At 37.3% G+C, this 20,072-nt stretch carries 18 protein-coding genes and 1 tRNA gene; 17 read left to right on the top strand and 2 right to left on the bottom strand.

Annotated elements, in window-relative coordinates:
• Positions 1–19: 19 nt before the first annotated feature.
• The 14 genes from glmU to BM012_RS23000 all read left to right on the top strand — a co-directional run bounded on the left by glmU (position 20) and on the right by BM012_RS23000 (position 13,983).
• Complete coding sequence (gene glmU / locus BM012_RS23065) at positions 20–1,396, top strand: bifunctional UDP-N-acetylglucosamine diphosphorylase/glucosamine-1-phosphate N-acetyltransferase GlmU (protein ID WP_061803136.1); 1,377 nt, start codon at positions 20–22, stop codon at positions 1,394–1,396.
• A gap of 18 nt (positions 1,397–1,414) precedes the next feature.
• Positions 1,415–2,368, top strand: a complete 954-nt coding sequence (locus BM012_RS23060; RefSeq protein ID WP_019395122.1) for a ribose-phosphate diphosphokinase — start codon at positions 1,415–1,417, stop codon at positions 2,366–2,368.
• Between the two features lie 104 nt (positions 2,369–2,472).
• A complete protein-coding gene (locus BM012_RS23055) occupies positions 2,473–3,096 on the top strand; it encodes a 50S ribosomal protein L25/general stress protein Ctc (protein ID WP_061803137.1) in 624 nt (207 codons plus the stop codon).
• Between the two features lie 159 nt (positions 3,097–3,255).
• Positions 3,256–3,816, top strand: coding sequence for an aminoacyl-tRNA hydrolase (gene pth / locus BM012_RS23050; RefSeq protein ID WP_061803138.1), 561 nt, complete (start codon positions 3,256–3,258; stop codon positions 3,814–3,816).
• Positions 3,817–3,875: 59 nt separating this feature from the next.
• Complete coding sequence (locus tag BM012_RS23045; RefSeq protein ID WP_046218470.1) at positions 3,876–4,106, top strand: anti-sigma-F factor Fin; 231 nt, start codon at positions 3,876–3,878, stop codon at positions 4,104–4,106.
• Positions 4,107–4,177: 71 nt separating this feature from the next.
• Positions 4,178–7,717 carry a transcription-repair coupling factor gene (mfd, locus tag BM012_RS23040; RefSeq protein WP_082802503.1) on the top strand — a complete coding sequence of 1,180 codons (3,540 nt, stop codon included), beginning with the start codon at positions 4,178–4,180 and terminating at the stop codon, positions 7,715–7,717.
• 301 nt (positions 7,718–8,018) lie between these two features.
• Positions 8,019–8,555: a stage V sporulation protein T gene (gene spoVT / locus BM012_RS23035; protein WP_019395117.1), complete on the top strand. Its 537-nt coding sequence runs from the start codon at positions 8,019–8,021 to the stop codon at positions 8,553–8,555.
• A 193-nt stretch (positions 8,556–8,748) separates the two neighbouring features.
• Complete coding sequence (locus tag BM012_RS23030; RefSeq protein WP_061803140.1) at positions 8,749–10,329, top strand: putative polysaccharide biosynthesis protein; 1,581 nt, start codon at positions 8,749–8,751, stop codon at positions 10,327–10,329.
• A 13-nt stretch (positions 10,330–10,342) separates the two neighbouring features.
• Positions 10,343–11,809, top strand: a complete 1,467-nt coding sequence (gene yabN, locus BM012_RS23025) for a bifunctional methyltransferase/pyrophosphohydrolase YabN (RefSeq protein ID WP_061803141.1) — start codon at positions 10,343–10,345, stop codon at positions 11,807–11,809.
• Between the two features lie 17 nt (positions 11,810–11,826).
• Complete coding sequence (locus BM012_RS23020) at positions 11,827–12,093, top strand: RNA-binding S4 domain-containing protein (RefSeq protein WP_061803142.1); 267 nt, start codon at positions 11,827–11,829, stop codon at positions 12,091–12,093.
• 92 nt (positions 12,094–12,185) lie between these two features.
• Positions 12,186–12,494, top strand: a complete 309-nt coding sequence (gene yabP, locus BM012_RS23015) for a sporulation protein YabP (RefSeq protein ID WP_019395113.1) — start codon at positions 12,186–12,188, stop codon at positions 12,492–12,494.
• A complete protein-coding gene (yabQ, locus tag BM012_RS23010; protein WP_061803143.1) occupies positions 12,491–13,114 on the top strand; it encodes a spore cortex biosynthesis protein YabQ in 624 nt (207 codons plus the stop codon). The genes yabP and yabQ overlap by 4 nt, the downstream gene beginning before the upstream one ends.
• Positions 13,115–13,119: 5 nt before the next feature.
• Positions 13,120–13,488, top strand: coding sequence for an FtsB family cell division protein (locus tag BM012_RS23005; protein ID WP_061803144.1), 369 nt, complete (start codon positions 13,120–13,122; stop codon positions 13,486–13,488).
• 93 nt (positions 13,489–13,581) lie between these two features.
• Positions 13,582–13,983: a S1 domain-containing RNA-binding protein gene (locus BM012_RS23000; RefSeq protein WP_061803145.1), complete on the top strand. Its 402-nt coding sequence runs from the start codon at positions 13,582–13,584 to the stop codon at positions 13,981–13,983.
• Between the two features lie 98 nt (positions 13,984–14,081).
• Here the strand turns inward: BM012_RS23000 and bioB are convergent, their stop codons facing one another.
• Together bioB and BM012_RS22990 are read right to left on the bottom strand one after the other, a co-directional pair.
• On the bottom strand, positions 14,082–15,062 hold the full coding sequence (bioB, locus tag BM012_RS22995) for a biotin synthase BioB (RefSeq protein WP_061803146.1): 981 nt from the start codon (positions 15,060–15,062) through the stop codon (positions 14,082–14,084).
• A 346-nt stretch (positions 15,063–15,408) separates the two neighbouring features.
• Positions 15,409–15,482: transfer RNA gene (locus BM012_RS22990), tRNA-Met, on the bottom strand.
• A gap of 264 nt (positions 15,483–15,746) precedes the next feature.
• Here BM012_RS22990 and spoIIE point away from each other — a divergent pair.
• From spoIIE to BM012_RS22975, 3 genes are all read left to right on the top strand, one after another.
• Positions 15,747–18,224: a stage II sporulation protein E gene (gene spoIIE / locus BM012_RS22985; RefSeq protein ID WP_061803147.1), complete on the top strand. Its 2,478-nt coding sequence runs from the start codon at positions 15,747–15,749 to the stop codon at positions 18,222–18,224.
• Between the two features lie 84 nt (positions 18,225–18,308).
• Positions 18,309–19,049: a vWA domain-containing protein gene (locus BM012_RS22980; protein ID WP_061803148.1), complete on the top strand. Its 741-nt coding sequence runs from the start codon at positions 18,309–18,311 to the stop codon at positions 19,047–19,049.
• Positions 19,015–19,995: a protein kinase domain-containing protein gene (locus BM012_RS22975; protein ID WP_061803149.1), complete on the top strand. Its 981-nt coding sequence runs from the start codon at positions 19,015–19,017 to the stop codon at positions 19,993–19,995. Before BM012_RS22980 ends, BM012_RS22975 begins: the two co-directional genes overlap by 35 nt.
• The last annotated feature ends 77 nt before the right edge of the window (positions 19,996–20,072 follow it).

The following is a 20,072-nucleotide window of genomic DNA, read 5'->3' as shown; positions in this document are numbered from 1 at the left end:
GACAAACTGGAGGTCCATTATGACAAATAGATATGCGGTTATATTGGCTGCTGGGCAAGGAACAAGGATGAAATCATCTCTTTACAAGGTGTTGCACCCTGTATGTGGGAAACCTATGGTTGAACATGTTGTAGATCAGCTAAGAACCCTAAACCTTGACAGCATTGTAACAATTGTTGGGCATGGTGCAGAAATGGTGAAAACACAGCTTGGTGATCGTAGCCTTTATGCACTACAGGAAGAACAGCTTGGAACGGCTCATGCAGTAATGCAAGCAGATTCAGTTTTGAAAGATAAGAAAGGAACAACAATTGTTGTTTGTGGAGACACACCGCTTATTACAAGCGAAACAATTGAAGCTGTTCTAAATTATCATGATCAAAACGAAGCAAAAGCAACAATTCTAACAGCACACACGGATAATCCAACAGGATATGGTCGTATTGTCCGCAATGAAGAAGGTCATGTTTTAAAGATTGTGGAACACAAAGATGCAACAGAGCAAGAGAGAGAAATTGGTGAAATTAATACTGGGACGTATTGCTTTGATAATGAATTCTTATTTTCTGTGCTTTCTCAAGTATCAAATGATAATGTTCAGGGAGAATATTACTTACCCGATGTTATTGAGATTCTTCAATCAAAAGGTGAAAAAGTGTTAGCATATCAAACAGATGATTTTGCGGAAACACTAGGTGTTAACGATCGCTATGCACTTTCACAAGCAGAAGCTACAATGCGCGCGCGTATTAATAAGAAACATATGTTAAATGGGGTTACAATTCAAGACCCTGCAAACACATATATTTCAGCTGATGCAGAAATTGGCCGTGATACAGTTCTATTACCTGGCGTTGTAATTAATGGTAAAGTATCAATTGGTGAACGCAGCGTTATTGGACCACACTCTGAGTTGAAAGACTGCCAAATTGGTGAAGAAACAACAATTCGTCAATCAGTTGTGCACGATAGTGAAGTAGGTCATAAAGTAAATATTGGTCCTTTTGCTCATATTCGTCCTCAATCTTTAATTGGTGATGAAGTACGTGTAGGCAATTTTGTAGAGATTAAGAAATCTACTTTTGGTAAAGGAAGCAAAGCTTCTCACTTAAGCTATATTGGTGATGCAGAAGTTGGCAAAGATGTGAACCTTGGTTGTGGTTCAATCACTGTAAATTATGATGGAAAAAATAAATTCTTAACCAAGATCGAAGACGGTGCTTTTGTTGGGTGCAACTCTAACTTAATTGCTCCTGTTACAGTAGGAAGTGGAGCGTATGTAGCGGCTGGTTCAACAATCACAGATGATGTACCAGGCGAAGCACTATCTATTGCTCGTGCGAAACAAGTGAATAAAGAAGATTACGCAAATAAAATAAATAACAAAAAGTCCTAACGGAGGGTACTCATTATTATGTCAAGAGATTATACTTCTGAAAAAATTAAAGTTTTTTCCTTAAATTCAAATCCTGCTTTAGCAGAAGAAATTGCTAAAGTAATTGGAGTTGGGCTAGGGAAATGTTCAGTTACTCGTTTTAGTGATGGAGAAGTTCAAGTTAACATTGAAGAAAGTATTCGCGGCTGTGATGTTTTTATTGTTCAGTCTACAAGTGCACCTGTTAACGAACGACTAATGGAACTTCTTATTATGATTGATGCACTTAAGCGTGCAGCAGCTAAAACAATCACAATTGTTATCCCTTACTATGGTTATGCTCGTCAAGATCGTAAAGCTCGTGCTCGTGAGCCAATCACAGCTAAGCTTGTAGCAAACCTTCTTGAAACAGCAGGAGCGCATCGCGTGATTGCACTTGATTTACATGCTCCTCAAATTCAAGGTTTCTTTGACATCTTAATTGATCACCTTATGGCAGTGCCTATCCTAGGAGAGTACTTTAAAGGAAAAGAGTTAGATGATATTGTAATCGTTTCTCCAGATCACGGCGGTGTAACAAGAGCAAGAAAGCTTGCAGATCGCTTAAAAGCTCCGATTGCGATTATTGATAAGCGTCGCCCACGTCCAAACGTAGCAGAAGTTATGAACATTGTTGGACAAGTTGAAGGAAAAACAGCAATCCTAATTGATGATATGATTGATACAGCAGGTACAATCACACTTGCTGCAAATGCACTTGTAGAAGCAGGAGCAACACAAGTTTATGCTTGTTGTACACACCCAGTGCTTTCAGGCCCTGCGATTGATCGTATCCAAAACTCTAAAATCAAAGAGCTTGTTGTTACAAATTCTATTGCACTTACAGATGAAAAGAAAATTGATAAAGTAACACAGCTATCTGTTGCACCTCTAATTGGAGAAGCAATTATTCGCGTTTACGAAGATCAATCTGTTAGTACACTTTTTGATTGATTTGTAATTGTATTTTACCTTTTATGTTTAGCAATCTTTAAAAAAGGGTATTTCTAATACTGTACACAAATAAAGAGAAACTAAAACATGGAAGGTGAAGTAGATTGAGTAATCAATTACAAGCACACGTACGTGAAGATTTAAAACGTTCAGCAACTAGAAAATTACGTGAAGATGGCAGTGTCCCTGCTGTTGTATATGGATATAATCAAAATTCAAAGTCTATTTTTCTTGATTCTATAGACTTCATTAAAACAATGCGTGAAGTAGGTCGAAACGGTGTATTAACACTTGTTGTTGAGAAAGATAAGTTCCCTGTAATGCTACATGATGTTCAAGTTGATCCATTAAAAGATCAAGTTGTACATGCTGACTTTTATGTTGTAAACATGAAAGAAGAAGTAGATGCAGAAGTGACAATCTCTCTTGTGGGAGAGCCAGCAGGAGTTAAAGATGGCGGAGTGTTATCACAAGCATTAAACGAAATTTCAGTTCGGGCTCTTCCAAATGATGTTCCGTCTGTGATTGAAGTAGATGTGTCTCATTTAGGCATCAACGATTCTATCACAATTTCGGACATCCCAAAAGAAGGCAAGTACGAAATTACAAATGAAGACTTAGAAGAAACAATTGCTTCTGTACTTCCTCCTCGACAAGTAGAGGAAGTTGAAGATGAAACAGCGGCAGAAGAGACAGAACAAACTGAAGAAGCAAAAGATGGAGAATAAAAGTACAGGACGTAACCTTTTGATGGTTACGTCTTTTGCTATGAACAAGTAACTGCAGCTAAAAGAGAAATGGTTAGTTACTTGTGTGGAAAGAGCCAATTTGTGCTAAAATAAAAGAAGCACAATAAACTTAATAACAGGTGAAAGGGGTACCAAAAGTTGAAAGTGATTGTAGGTTTAGGGAACCCTGGGAAACAATATGAGCGTACACGCCACAATATTGGATTTATGATTGTTGATGAACTCTCTGATCATTTCAATATTCCTTTGAATCAAACAAAGTTTAATGGAATGTTTGGGATGGGGCATGTTCAAGGCGAAAAAGTATGCTTGTTAAAGCCTCTTACATATATGAATTTATCTGGCGAATCTCTTCGTCCACTTATGGATTACTACGATGTGGAGATTGAAGATATTGTTGTTATCTATGATGATCTAGATTTACCAGCAGGTAAAATTCGTTTAAGGCAGAAGGGCAGCCCAGGAGGTCATAATGGAATTAAGTCCATTATTCAGCACGTACACACTGATCAATTCAAACGAGTTCGTGTTGGAATTGGTCGCCCTCAAACAAATATGAAAGTTGTTGATTATGTTCTTGGCCGATTCACAGATGATGAGATGATAAGCATGAAGGAAGCTATGGAACGTTCTGTCCTAGCTTGTGAGAAATGGCTAAATGAACCGTTTTTAAATGTTATGAACACGTACAATAGCTAATAGAATAAGATATAGAGAACATGTCCATACTAAGGGTAAAATACTTAGGAGGACCTTTTATGTCTATTCACTATGTATGCAGACACTGCGGACATAAAGTAGGTACGTTAGAGGAAAAAGTCGTTGATACAGAGAAATTAGGATTTAATCATTTAACAAATGAGGAACGAACTTCGTTCATTCAATATGCAGAAGACGGAAGTATGTCAGTGAATGTAATTTGTGAAGATTGCCAAGAAGCTTTAGAACGAAATCCAGATTTTCATCAGTATTCAACATTTATACAGTAATACGCTTTGGTTGTAATATACCAAAGCATTTTCTATTTGAGTTACGTTGTTTTAAAGAGGAGGAGACGATGTTGCAAGGATTAAAGAGACACTTCGAGCATCATAAAGAAATCGAAGGAATTTTAAATGGAGTCCAAGAAGGAATTAAAGAGCAGCTTGTTACGGGGATCTCGGGTTCTGCACGCGCAGTATTGATGGCAAGTCTCTATGAAAAAGAGGAAGGGAAACGGCCTCTTTTAGTTGTAACCCATAACTTATATCAAGCACAGAAGGTACATGATGATCTTACAAATCTGTTGCCTGAACAAGACGTATTTCTCTATCCTGTAAACGACGTACTTGCTTCAGAATTTGGTACGGCAAGTCCTGAATTAAGAGCACAGCGCCTAGAAGTGTTAAACTTCTGGAACAGGGAAGAAAAAGGAGTTGTTGTTGCTCCATTGCAGGGGATATTGCAGCTTCTTCCACCTAAGTCAGTTTGGAATAAAAATCAGCTTACATTTCAAGTTGGTGTAGACATTGATGTAGAGTATGCTATTGCAAAGATTAACGGACTTGGTTATGAACGAGCTTCAATGGTTTCAACACCAGGAGAGTTTAGCGTACGCGGAGGCATTATTGATATTTACCCTCTTACAGAAGAAAATCCAGTCAGAATTGAATTGTTTGATACCGAGGTAGATTCAATTCGAACTTTCACAGCTGAAGAGCAACGTTCAGTAGATAAGCTAGAGAGCATTACAATTGGTCCTGCGACAGAATTACTTCTTACAGAAGAACAGCTTATTCAAGGTGCAAAGTCACTAGAAGCAGCTCTTTCGAAAACTTTAAAGAAAGTGAAGGATGAAACTGTAAAAGAGCAGCTTGTTGAAAAAGTTCAATATGAGATTGAACAGCTTAAAAATAAGCAGATTTTTGATGATGTCTCAAAATATTTTCATCTTCTTTATGAAGAAGCAGCTAGTTTACTAGATTACCTACCTGAAAATGGTGCTGTGTTCTTCGATGAAATTACAAGAGTACATGAAGCATCAGAACAGTTAAAGAAAGATGAAGCTGATTGGGTTACAAATCAGCTTATGGTTGGAGAATTTGTACATGACGTCCCGCTTTCTCACAACATGGCAACCCTTCTTCAAAAGCATAAAGCGCCATTTATCTATATGTCATTATTTTTGAAACATGTTCCAAATACAAGTCCGCAAAACATTGTAAATATCTCTTTTAAAGCAATGCAGCAGTTTCACGGGCAGATGAATTTGTTCAAGGGAGAAGTTGAGCGTTGGGTTAAAAACAACTTTACGATTGTTGTACTTGGTCCAACTTTGGAACGAGTAGATAAACTGGAGTCTGTTCTTCGCGACTATGATCTTGACTCTGTTATTTTGAAAGAAGATTCACAGCTCATTCCAGGCACAATTCAAATTGTAGAAGGTGATTTACAGTCTGGATTTGAGCTCCCAATGCAGAAGCTTGTTGTGATTACAGAAGAAGAGTTATTTAAGAAGCGTGTTAAAAAATCAAAGAGACGTCAAAAACTTTCAAATGCAGAGCGAATTAAAAGTTATTCAGAGCTTAATGTTGGTGATTATGTTGTTCACGTAAATCATGGAATTGGTAAATATCTAGGCATTGAAACGTTAGAAATCAACGGTCTTCACAAAGATTATCTGAACATCCGATATGAAGGCACAGATAAACTATACGTACCTGTTGAACAGATTGACCAAGTACAGAAATATGTTGGTTCTGAAGGCAAAGAGCCTAAGCTCTATAAATTGGGCGGTAACGATTGGAAGAAAGTGAAGCGTAAAGTAGAGGCATCTGTTCAAGATATCGCAGATGATCTTATTAAACTTTATGCAGAACGTGAAGCAAGTAAGGGATATCCATTTGCTCCTGATAGTGATATGCAACGTGCGTTTGAGGCATCTTTCCCATATCAAGAAACAGAAGATCAACTGCGCTCAATTGCGGAAGTGAAGAAAGATATGGAACGCATCCGTCCTATGGATCGCCTTCTTTGTGGAGATGTTGGATATGGAAAGACCGAAGTTGCTATAAGAGCAGCATTCAAAGCCATTCATGAGGGAAAACAAGTGGCTTTTCTTGTGCCGACTACAATACTAGCTCAGCAGCACTATGAAACAATCCGTGAACGTTTTCAAGACTATCCAATTAACATTGGCCTTTTAAGCCGTTTTAGAACAAGAAAGCAGCAACAAGAAACAGCAAAAGGACTAAAATCAGGGGTTATAGATATTGTGATTGGAACACATCGCTTGCTTTCTAAAGATATTAAGTATAAAGATTTAGGGCTACTTATTATTGATGAAGAACAGCGTTTTGGCGTTACACATAAGGAAAAAATAAAACAGCTAAAAGCTAATATTGATGTTCTAACATTGACAGCAACGCCAATTCCAAGAACATTGCATATGTCGATGCTTGGGGTTCGCGATTTATCTGTTATTGAAACACCTCCTGAAAACCGTTTTCCTGTGCAAACTTATGTACTTGAATATAACCCTCCACTTGTAAGGGAAGCAATTGAACGTGAACTTGCTAGAGATGGGCAAGTGTACTTCCTTTATAACCGTGTAGAAGATATTGAGCGTAAAGCAGAAGAAATCTCAAACCTTGTTCCTGATGCACGTGTTGCTTATGCGCACGGTAAGATGAATGAAACGGAGCTTGAAGCAGCTGTGTTAAGTTTCTTAGAAGGAGAATATGACGTTTTAGTGAGTACAACTATCATTGAAACAGGTGTTGATATTCCAAATGTTAATACATTGATTGTACATGATGCAGATCGTATGGGACTTTCACAGCTTTATCAGCTACGCGGACGTGTTGGTCGTTCAAATCGAGTTGCATATGCTTATTTCACATATCGTAAAGACAAAGCTCTAAGTGAAGTAGCTGAGCAAAGACTGCAAGCAATTAAAGAGTTTACGGAGCTTGGTTCTGGATTTAAGATTGCAATGCGTGATTTATCCATTCGTGGAGCAGGGAACTTACTAGGAGCCCAACAGCATGGCTTTATTGACTCTGTTGGTTTTGATTTATACTCACAAATGCTTAAAGAAGCAATTGAAGAGAGACAAGGCAGCGGGGAAGAAGAGAAAGTGGATGTTGAGATTAATATTAACCTTGATGCCTACATCCCAGATCAATATATTGTAGACGGTAGAATGAAAATTGATATGTACAAACGATTCCGCGGGATTGAAAGTCTCGAAGATCTTGAAGATTTGAAAGAAGAAATGATGGATCGCTTTGGTGATTATCCTGCTGAAGTGGGCTACTTATTTAAAGTTGCTGAAATGAAAGTGTACGCAGCTGAGAATGGAGTAGAATCTGTTATGCAATCTAAGACAGAAATCTCTATTCTCCTAACGGAGAAGGCAAGTGCCGAGATTGATGGACAGAAGCTATTTCAGTTAGGAAATGAGTTTGGACGAATGATGGGGTTTGGTATGGAAGGAAACCGTGTCAAAGTTGTAGCAAATATTAACCGTCTAAAAGAAGCTGAATGGCTTCCGATGATTTTGAAATTCGTAAAAAATCTAAAAGATGTTCGAAAAGAACAAAAGGTGAAATCTGTCTAACTTTTTATGAACAAAGCACACTTTCTAGAATGATACATTAATGACAAATATGACATTAAAATTAAAATATTACAAGTAGCCAATATTATGTTAACAACGATTGTCTTTCTGTTCAAAACACTCCATAATGGGGTAGTAATGACTAAATGTGGCATAAAATCGTATAAAACGTCGCTTTTTATAAAAAAAACCAACTATTTGCGTATAGAAGTTAATATGTGAAGGATACTAACTTCAACATTGGTGATAAATTCAACCATGACCAATTATTCATCATCTTATGAAAGTGAGGCTTTGTTTCATGAAAGCAACAGGTATAGTTCGCAGAATTGATGATTTGGGGCGTGTTGTAATCCCAAAAGAAATTAGAAGAACATTAAGGATTCGCGAAGGAGATCCACTAGAGATTTTCGTTGATCGCGATGGTGAAGTGATTTTAAAGAAATACTCACCAATCAGCGAATTAAGTGACTTCGCGAAAGAATACGCTGAAGCATTATATGACAGTTTAGGTAACCCAATCTTAGTTTGTGACCGAGATTACTTCATTGCAATCGCAGGAGCATCTAAAAAGGATTATCTGAACAAAAGTGTAGGCCAGCTTCTTGAGACAACAATGGAAAATCGTAGTTCTACTATTGTTACAGAAGAGAAGACAATTGAGCTTGCAGATGGTCATGAAGAAAAAGTATCGTCATATACAATTGGACCTATTATTGCCAATGGAGACCCAATTGGAGCTGTCGTTATCTTCTCAAAAGAAGGAACAGTCTCAGAAATTGAGCACAAGGCTGTTCAGACAGCAGCTGGATTCCTTTCTCGTCAAATGGAACAATAATTAGTAAAGGTCTACTTATTTTTATCTATCTTTATAAACCAGATACTTAAGCGTATAAAAGAAAGAAGAGATATCAACAAGCACTCTGCTGCTTGGGTATCTCTTCTTTTTTTAGGTGAAGGGATATAGAGCATAATAGAAAGTAGCGTGATATAATACAGGTGTTGTAAATGGGTTAAAGAAGGTAGACGATATGAAAAGAAAAAACAAAATTCGTTCTTCAATGATTTGGAATGGAGCGATTATCCTTACGATTTCAGGGCTCATTACTAAAGTGTTAAGTGCTGTATATCGTATTCCATATCACTACTTATCAGGTGATATTGGATTTTATATTTATCAACAAATTTATCCGTTTTACGGCATTTCTGTGTTCTTAAGTACATTTGGTTTTCCTGTTGTCATTTCAAAATTGTTAACAGAACAAAATTCAGAGAGAGAACGAAGAGAAGTTGTTAGAGTTTCCTTTGTATTTCTCCTCCTATTTAGTGGGTTTCTTGCTCTTTTTCAATATACAACAGCTGATTATATTGCCGGAGCAATGGAAGACAAAGGGCTTACTCCCCTTATTCAACTTGTATCTCTTTCCTACTTGTTTATTCCATTCATGGCCGTGATTAGAGGATATTATCAAGGTGAGAATAATATGTTTCCAACCGCTCTATCACAAGTGACGGAGCAGTTCGTTCGAGTAGGATGTATCTTGCTTTTTGTGTATCTTTTCATCCAAACAAGACAAAGTATTTACGATGTAGGGGCTGCTGCTATACTAGGTTCATTAATCGGCAGCGGAGCAGCACTAATTGTTTTACTTTCCTTTGTCCTTCGATTAAGGAGAGAGAAAGTAGGATCAGTGCGTCTGTTAGGCTCTTTTCGAATTATAAGGAAATTAGTTTCTCAAGGGTTTTGGGTTTGCTTAAGCGGAATGAGTCTTTTGTTTATGCAACTTATTGATTCATTTACACTATATGGCGAGCTAACCTCAGGAGGAATTGATGAGATTACGGCTAAAGTGTTAAAGGGAGTATATGATAGAGGGTTGCCTCTTATTCAACTTGGAACGGTTGTTGGCACGGCTTTCTCTTTATCCCTTGTTCCTGTTATTTCAACAGCTTTTCTACAAAAGGATCGAAGGCTTCTTCAGTATAAGGCAAGCTTAGCTCTACGTGTAGGAACGGTTGTTGGCTTTGGAGCAGCTGGTGGTTTATGTCTTATTATTAAACCAACAAATGCTATGCTTTATGGAGATTACAGAGGCTCTGATGTTCTTGCTATATTAAGTATTACAGTGGCATTCACAACTCTAGCTGCAACAAGCTCAGCTATTATTCAAGGGATGAATAGAGTCTATATACCAGCTCTCTCAGTGCTCATAGGTATCATTGTTAAGTGGCAATTAAACGAATTGTTAGTTCCTTCTTTCGGAACAAAAGGAGCTGCATTTGCTTCTGTGATGTGCTTTGCTTTCATTACGTTTGGAAATGTAACGTATTTGCGGGTTATTCGTGTGCTTCCACGGCTTTCTTTTTCCTCACTTTATACAGTGTTGAAAGCATTATTGGTTATGGCGGTTGTTCTAATAGTTTATCAACTCTTATGGCCAGTTATAGTGAGAGATGAAGGAAATCAACATGCACTAGTTGCCCTAACAAGTGTTGTACTTGGAGGTCTAGTTTATATGAGTACAATTTTGAAGATGGGGATGTTTACATTAGAGGAGCTTGCAATGCTTCCACTTGGAGGCAAGCTTGCAAAGTTAGGACGGAAGAGATAAGAAAGGTGATAAAATGGCAAAAAAGATTACAGTACTTGGTCTAGGTGCAGGTGACTATGATCAACTTACAATTGGCACATTAAAAATTCTTCAAGGAACAAAAGAAGGATATATTAGAACAAAGCACCATCCACTCGTCTCTCAGTTAGAAGCAGAGGGCATTACTTTCCAATCCTTCGATGATAGTTATGAAGCGTTTAAGACATTTGAAGAAGTATATGAACATATCTCAAATGTCTTAATTGAAAAAGCTGCAAAAGAAGATGTATTATACGTTGTACCAGGCCATCCGATGGTTGCAGAACAGACTGTACAGCTTCTTTTGCAAAAAGGGAAAGAGAAAGAAGTGGAAATTGAAATTAGCGGAGGCCAAAGCTTTTTAGATCCGTTATTTACGGCAGTGGAAATAGATCCTATCGAAGGCTTTCAACTTCTTGATGGAACAAGCCTAAAGAAGGACGAAATTCAAGTTACACAACATGTAATCATTGCTCAAGTCTATGATGGATTTGTTGCTTCAGATGTAAAACTTGTTCTAATGGAGAAACTTCCTAACGAGTATCCCGTTTATATTGTAAGGTCAGCAGGAAGTCAGAACGAAAATGTTCAAAAAGTGCAGTTATACGAACTTGATCATCATATTCGAGAGGTTGATAATCTTTTGACGCTTTACATACCTCCTGTAAAAGATGAAGAAGTGTTGTACAAACAGTTTCCAACACTCCGCTCTATTATTGCAACATTAAGGGGTCCTGACGGCTGTCCGTGGGATCAGAAGCAAACACATGAATCACTACGATCTTATGTGTTAGAGGAAGCGTACGAGCTCATTGAAGCAATTGATAATGGGGATGATGATCATATTGTAGAAGAGCTCGGAGACATCCTTCTTCAAGTAATGCTACATGCTCAAATTGGAGAAGATGAAGGCATGTTCACTGTTGATGATGTGATTGAAGGCATATCTGCCAAAATGGTTCGTCGCCATCCTCACGTTTTTGGCAAGAAAGAAGCAAATAATGTGGAAGATGTGTTAACAAATTGGGAAGAAATAAAAAAACAAGAGAAGCAAGATCGTGAGTCTATTTTAGACGGAATTCCATTATCAATGCCTTCACTATTAAAGGCTTATCATATCCAGAAAAAAGTCTCTAAAGTGGGCTTTGACTGGGATGATGTTGCTCCGATGTACGATAAAGTACAAGAAGAGCTCGAAGAATTTAAACAAGAAGTTAAAAAATCAACAGAAGTGACCGAAGAAATGATGGAAGAGTTCGGTGACATTTTGACGGCCATTGTTAATGTGGCTCGCTATTATAAAATCGATCCTGAAGTAGCCTTGGCTAAAAGCAATGCAAAATTCATAAATAGGTTCAATTATATTGAAGAACGGGTAAAAGAACGAGGGGCGGACTTTAGAGATTTTTCTCTTGAGCAGCTTGATGAGTTCTGGAATGAAGCAAAGAAAAAAGGTTTATAGATAGAAAGGTGAGTAAGATGAGACTTGATAAATTTCTTAAAGTATCAAGATTAATAAAACGTCGTACGTTAGCAAAAGAAGTGGCAGATCAAGGTCGTATCACTGTTAACGACCAAGAAGCAAAAGCTAGTACGAAATTAAAAGAGAATGATGTATTAAAGATTAAATTTGGCACAAAAGAAGTGACAGTAAAAATTAATGCACTTCAAGAAACAGCTAAAAAAGAAGAAGCCTCTTCTCTTTACACAATTGTAAAAGAAGAGTATACATCAGAAAGAAAGTAGGCTTGTTCTAAATAGCTCTTCCACCTCATATACCTAATGTGAAAAGACTCGTGTGAGGATCTCATGAATTCATTAGATGAGGTGAGGGGACAATGAATCAATATCATGATATGACAGGGGGCACAAAGGATACAAGTGCACCCAACCACGATATAGTGATGAAAGGCCGTAGACTTCTTGATATTACAGGTGTAAAGCAAGTGGAGAGTTTTGATACAGAAGAATTCTTGCTTGAGACGGTAATGGGTTTTCTTTCAATAAGAGGACAAAATTTACAAATGAAGAACTTAGATGTAGATAAGGGAATCGTATCGATTAAAGGTAAAATTTTTGATATAGTGTATCTAGAAGCAAACCAGTCGGAGAAAGCTAAAGGATTCTTTAGCAAGCTGTTCCGATGACCCTAAATGTTCAGTTTTATACGATGGTAGCAATGGCGCTCACAGGATCATACCTTGGGGCTGCCATTGATACGTATCGTTTTTTCTTTAATCGACAGTTAGTTTCTCGCTGGATTGTATTTTGCCATGATATTGTATTTTGGCTTTTGCAAGCCGTTCTTATCTTCTATGTATTGTTCGTTGTAAATGAAGGGGAGCTACGGTTCTATATTTTTCTTGCCCTGTTATGTGGGTTTGCCGCATATCAAAGCTTATTTAAGAAACCGTATCAATCGCTGTTAACCTTTCTTGTACGAGCCGTCGTTTCTCTATACTTATTTGTCGTTCGACTTATAAAAGGACTTGTTGTTAAACCAATATGGTTCATTATCCAGACTCTTATTGCCATCGTACTTTATGTAGGTAATCTTCTTTTCACTGTAACACTTACCGTGTTGAAGATTTTCTTATTCCCCTTAGCTTGGCTTCTCAGAATCATTTGGAGAATGTTGCCGACTTCAGTCCAACAATTTTGTTACCGTTTTTTTCAATCTTTAAAAGGATTTTCCGTAAAAATCAAGAATATAACAATTGGGCTTAAACAGTATTTGCTGTTCTGGAAACGGAAAAAGGAGGAGTAGTGAACGTGGGAGTAAGAAAAAGTAAAAATGTAACCTCGCTACCTTCAAGCCATGTGGAAACCCAACAAAAACAACTGGATTCCAAAAGTCGTCGCCGTGTTGGACTTATTAGGCGTCTCACTGTTTTTGGCATCTTTGCTCTCATCTTTAGTATCTTTATTACTGTAAAGCTTTTTTCACAGCAGTCAGCTATTGAAGAGAAGAAAGCAGAACATAAGCAGTTAACAGAAGAATTAACGAAGCTTGAGAAGAAAGAGAAAAGCCTCAATACGGAGATTAAGCAGTTGAACGACGATGATTATATAAAGAAGTTAGCAGGAAAAGATTATTTCTTAACTGAAGATGGACAGATTATTTTCAATGTAAAAGATTAACGGCACTTTATGTGCGTTGACAGCGTGAAATTTAGTTTTGTATAATATATAATAAATTGACTTTTTTACATTTTAAGGAGGAGCATTTTTTTTATGTCAATCGAAGTAGGCAGCAAGTTACAAGGTAAAGTAACAGGTATTACACATTTCGGAGCGTTTGTTGAGCTTTCAGAAGGTACAACTGGACTTGTTCACATTAGTGAAGTAGCTGACAACTATGTAAAAGACATTCGCGAACATCTTCAAGTCGGTGATCAAGTAGAAGTAAAGGTCATCAATATTGAGAAAGATGGAAAGATCGGCTTATCAATTAAGAAAGCAAAAGATTCATATCGTCCACCAAGAAAGCGTCAAGAACGTCCTAGCAATCGTCCAAATACAGAGAACTTTGAGCAAAAAATGTCGCGTTTTTTAAAGGATAGTGAAGATCGTCTTGCTTCCCTAAAACGTAACACAGAGTCAAAACGTGGCGGTCGTGGAGCGAGAAGAGGTTAACTTGCTGCTGATGAAGCGATAAATGAACTACTGTGAGTAATAATGCTCATCTTTTATAGATACGCATAAGAGCAGCCTAATCATTAGGCTGCTCTTTTTTATAGCGCACATTCCTCGATTTCAAATCCCAAATCTTCAATCATTTTATGGTCATATTCTGCCTCTTGTCCATCTGTTGTTAAATAATCTCCAACAAAAATAGAATTAGCTGCATAGAGCCCTAAAGGCTGAAGCGAACGAAGGTTTACTTCACGACCACCTGAAATACGAATTTCTTTGCTTGGATTGATAAATCTCATGAGAGCAAGGATTTTTAAGCATGCTAGTGGTTCTAGTGGTTTTTGGTCCTGCAAAGGAGTACCTTTAATTGCATGAAGAAAATTAACAGGAATTGAATCAACATTAAGATCTCTCAATGAAACAGCAATCTCATAGATTTGTTCATTTGTTTCACCCATCCCAAAAATACAGCCTGAGCAAGGAGAGATTCCTGATTTCTTCACTTCGTTCACTGTACTTACTCTATCTTCATATGTATGAGTAGATACAATGGAAGAATGGTTGTCTCGATGGGTATTGAGATTGTGGTTATAGCGATGAACACCAGCTTGTTGCAGTCTCTGTGCTTTTTCTTCATTAAGGAATCCTAAACATGCACAAATTTTTAGAGAGGTTGTTTTTGTGATTTCTTCCACAGCTCCCGCAACTTCCTCAACGTCCCGTTTTGAAGGGGCTCTACCACTTGCCACAATACAGTAGGTCCCTGCTTGACGTTTTATAGCTTCCTGTGCTCCTGCTATAATTGTTTCTTTGTCTAGCATAGGATATTTCTCAATAGAAGCGTTTGACACAATAGATTGTGAACAGTATCCACAATTCTCAGGACAGAGTCCACTTTTGGCATTAATAATCATATTGAGCTTTACTTTGTTCCCAAAATAATGAGAGCGAATAGTATAAGCTGCATTCATGATTGAGAGAACTTCAACATTATGAGCTTCAAGAATTTCTAGTGCCTCTTTCTTTTCTAGTAGTTCACCTTCTAATACTTTTCTAGCTAAATTAGTCCATTTTGACATAGCTTTCACTCCATTTCTACTAAATGTTAACTTTATAATAATAAAGGTTAACATTTAGTAGGGAGACTGACAATTATCAAAACGTGTCGCTAATCCATGGATTTAATAGATTAATAATCAATTTAATATTTTAGAAAAATTTATTTTATACATATAGCCTTTCCTTAAGGGGGTTTTTAAGAATAAAGGTTTTATTTCAATATAAAAAATAAAGTAGGAATTTTATTTTTGAAAAACAAGAAAATTAAAATGTTAAGAGATATAGTAGTATTAAAGGAATGCAGAAAAAGTGGAAAAACGAAAAAACCCCTTCGTACGACAATGTACGAAGGGGTTTTTGTAGAAATAGCGGCGGAGGGGATCGAACCCCCGACCTCACGGGTATGAACCGTACGCTCTAGCCAGCTGAGCTACACCGCCAATTAAAGACAAATTAAATCATACTATGACTATAGAGAAGTGTCAATACATTTGGTATATAAAGAGAAATAAACAACTTTTATAACGAGTTACGCCATTTATCTTAGAGCTTAATAGAGAAGAGTCTAACATTTTGTATAGTTTTTGAAAGTTCAGTAGAAAAGAGTCGAACGATTTTTTTAAACAACCCCTTCTTTTGACAAAAAAAAGAATTTGTCCTCTGTATAATGAGCACTAAGTATTTCTATACAGGTGGTGAACGAAGTGGAGAAGACAGAAAGAAACTATGCCAGTCCAATCCCGAATTTAGTAGCAGATCGAACAAAGAAGGAGACGTCAAAATTTTTCCTAGGTCTTCAGCTTAAGTTGGAGAATCTGCTGTTTCAAAGTGGTTTACTCATCCTGATTACCGGATTTTTATTAGGACGAGCTCTTATTCTTATGGAGATTATGCCGTTTGCTCTTCCGTTTGTAGCAGCGGTTTATGTTATGAAGAAAGAGAAGCTCGGGGTAAGTGCTTTAGCCGTTCTAGGTGGGGCATTTACCATTTCCGTTGAGAAAGGTGCCTTTGTTCTTTTATGCGTTTTTGCCTTCCTCATTTTATACAAGGTAAGTGGATTTCTCTCAGTTGAACCTGCGCGAAAACTACCGCTTATCGTTTTTGTAACAATGCTTATTGTAAACCTCTCTCTTTCTTACACATCAGCTTGGACGCTTACAGTATATGACGTTACACTTGCAGTTGTAGAGTCAGGCTTAAGCTTTATTTTAACAATGATTTTCCTTCAAAGTATTCCGCTTATCTCACAAAAGATTAATCCACATGCTTTAAAGATAGAAGAAGTCATTTGTTTAATCATCCTTCTTGCTTCTGTTATGACAGGAACAACTGGATGGGAGATTTATGGGCTTTCCATCGAACATATTTTATCTCGTTACTTGGTTATTGTTTTTGCTTTTGTAGCAGGAGCAACTGTTGGCTCAACAGTTGGGGTTGTGACGGGTTTAATTCTAAGTCTTGCAAATGTCTCAAGTTTGTATGAAATGAGTTTGCTTGCTTTTTCAGGCCTTCTTGGTGGGTTATTAAAGGATGGGAAAAAACTTGGCGTATCGTTAGGTCTTATCGTTGGGACATTGCTTATTAGCTTGTACAGCAAGCCAGATGAAATTCTTTCACTCAACTTGTACGAATCACTTGTTGCGGTTGGCTTATTTTTACTAACACCAAAAGGGATAATCGGCAAAATTAGCAAACTTGTTCCTGGAACAGCTGAGCACAGCAATGAGCAACAGCAATATTTGCGAAAAGTGCGTGATGTAACAGCTAATCGTGTTGAACAGTTCTCAAATGTATTTGAAGCCTTGTCTTCTAGCTTCTCCAAAAATACATTTTATGATAATGAACAGAATGAAGAAAAAGAAGTTGACTATTTTTTAAGTAATGTGACAGAAAAAACGTGTCAATTATGTTTTAAGAAAGAGCAGTGCTGGGGGGCACAGCTTGATACAACTTATGATTATATGACAGAGATTATGCAAGAAGTTGAGAATGGAACGATGAAAACAAATCAACGTTTGAATCGTGAATGGGACAAGCATTGTGTGAAATCGAAGAAAATGATTGAAACAATGGAAAAGGAGCTCACCTATTTCTATGCAAATAAGCAGCTCAAGCAACAAATTATTGAAAGTCGCAAAATTGTGGCAGAGCAACTTTCAGGTGTTTCTCAAGTAATGAAAGATTTTGCTGATGAAATTCAAAAAGAGCGTCAGCACCTTTATGTTCAAGAGGAGCAAATTGTTGAGGCTTTAAAAGGGTTTGGGATAGAAGTGAATCAGATTGAAATCTATAACCTTGAACAAGGAAATGTGGATATTGAAATGTGGGTTCCTTATTGTGAAGGACGTGGAGAATGTGAAAAACTTATTGCCCCGCTCCTTTCAGATATTTTAAATGAAACCGTGATTGTAAAAGAAGAAAAATGTGCTCCTTATCCTCAAGGATATTGTCATGCTTCCTTCTGTTCTGCACAAGCTTATGTGGTGGAAACAGGAGTAGCTCATGCGGCAAAAGGCGGTGGATTTATTTCTGGGGATAGTTACTCCATCATTGAACTTAGTCGCAATAAACACGCTATTGCAATTAGTGATGGAATGGGAAATGGAGAGCGTGCACATTGTGAAAGTACAGATACGCTTCAGCTTCTAAAACAAATTCTCAAAACGGGTATTGAAGAAAAGATGGCCATTAAATCTGTGAATTCTATTTTGGCATTAAGAACAAATGAGGAGATGTATTCAACGCTTGATCTTGCTATGGTAGATTTACAAGATGCAAATGCCAAATTCCTTAAGATCGGTTCAATCCCAAGCTTTATCAAGCGAGGGAACAAAATTATTAAAATACAAGCTAACAATCTACCAATTGGGATTATTGATGAATTTGAAGTTGATGTGGTAAGTGAGAAACTAAAAGCAGGAGATTTGCTTATTATGATGAGCGATGGGGTATTTGAAGGGCCTCGCCACGTTGAAAATTACGAAATGTGGATGAAACGCAAGATTAGCGAGATTGAAACAGATCATCCGCAAGAAGTAGCGGACATTATTATGGAAGAAGTTATTAGAACAAAAGCAGGAGTTATTGATGATGATATGACGGTGGTTGTTACAAAGATTCAGCATAACATTCCAAAATGGTCATCAATCCCTGTTCATTCTCAAGCTCAAAAACAAGCATAGACAATGAGATCTCCTTCTCTTATAAGGTATATACCGAGACATTTTCGTCCATGATGGTAATACCGAATTTGAGGAGGAGATCTTGTGCGAAACGGGACAATTAAACAAATTCTATTAATTACAGACGGTTATTCAAATACTGGGGAAGATCCAGTTGCAATGGCTGCTCTTGCAAAAGAACAAGGCATTACTGTAAATGTCATCGGAGTTATGGAAAAGGATTTGATTGATGAACAGAGTACAAATGAGATTGAGAACATCGCAATGTCTGGTGGAGGCGTTAGTCAAGTTGTCTATGCACAAAATTTATCTCAAACAGTCCAGATGGTTACACGCCAAGCGATGACTCAAACTATTCATGGGGTTGTAAACAAAGAACTTCAACAAATTCTAGGATCTGAAACGAAATTGGAAGACCTTCCTCCAGAGAAGCGTGGGGAAGTAATGGAAGTTGTAGATGATTTAGGTGAAACGTCTAATTTAGATATTCTCATTCTGGTAGATATGAGTGCAAGTATGAAAAGTAAACTACCAACGGTTAAAGAGGCGTTGCTTGATTTATCGCTAAGTTTAAATGCACGGATTGGATATAACAATTACTCTATCTTTTTATTTCCTGGGAAAAAGAAAGATGTAGAGAAACTTCTAGACTGGACCCCTAATCTTAATAAAGTTTCTGCAATTTTTCCAAAGCTCACAGCTGGAGGAATCACCCCAACAGGTCCAGCACTTGAGGAAGCAGTAAAACATTTTAAGAAAAAACGCTCAACGAGAGGGCGGCTTGAAGAATATGATGAGAGATCAATTGAGGAATCAGGTTTGTAATTTAAAATCAGGGACAGCTATTTCAGGAAAATGGCATTCTCATAAATATTACATTGTACGTAAATTAGGAGAAGGTGCAACAGGAGTTGTGTATCTTGCTCAAAATGAGAATGACGAACAGGTAGCTTTAAAAATTAGCTTTGCAAATATGTCTGTGACAGCAGAGGTAAATGTGCTAAAACAGCTAAGTAAGGTCCATGGAAAAGTCCTTGGGCCTTCTTTGTTAGATGTAGATGACTGGGCTGTAAAACAAGGAACAGTGATGCTTTCTTTTTATGTGATGGAATATTTAAAAGGAGAAGGTTTTCTTCCCTTTATTTCTCGTAAAGGGGAGGAATGGATAAGCGTTCTTGTTCTTCAGCTTCTCGGAGACTTGGAAGGTTTACATCAAGCAGGATGGACATTCGGGGATCTAAAGCCTGACAATTTAATTGTAACCACAAATCCCTTTAGACTTCGCTTGTTAGATGTTGGAGGAACGACACAGCATGGTAGGGCTATTAAAGAGTTTACCGAATTCTTTGATCGTGGATATTGGGGATTAGGATCAAGGAAAGCAGATGGAGCTTATGATTTATTTGCTGTTGCTATGATTTTTATCAATGGAGCTTATCCAAAGCAATTCCCAAAACAAGAACAGCCACTAAAGCAGCTTGAAAAGTGTATTGATGAAAAAAAGATTCTTCGTCCATATAAAAAGCCGCTTATGAAAGCCTTAAAAGGGGAATATAGTGCAGCAAGTTACATGAAAAATGATATTTTAAACGTTGTTAAAGGAGGAGATAAAAAACCTCAATCTTCATCATCCACGAATAACACTACTTATGCAACGACAGGCCGTAGAAGACGCGTCAAGCGTAAAAAGAAACGAACAGCTGAAACATTCTTTCTTCTTATATCTGTAGCTATTGCTTATTTTGTTTATTTTTTTATACAAGTTTGGTAGTTATTATTTGAACAAAATTCTTTATTCATACTTCCTCATCATTTACTCTAGAGAGAGACGCAAAATATAAGGATGAC

This window comes from Priestia endophytica DSM 13796 (genome assembly GCF_900115845.1).
GTDB classification, from domain to species: domain Bacteria; phylum Bacillota; class Bacilli; order Bacillales; family Bacillaceae_H; genus Bacillus_I; species Bacillus_I endophytica.
The sequence above is the reverse complement of the archived record's forward strand: the minus strand, read 5'-3'. Positions and strand labels throughout refer to the sequence as shown.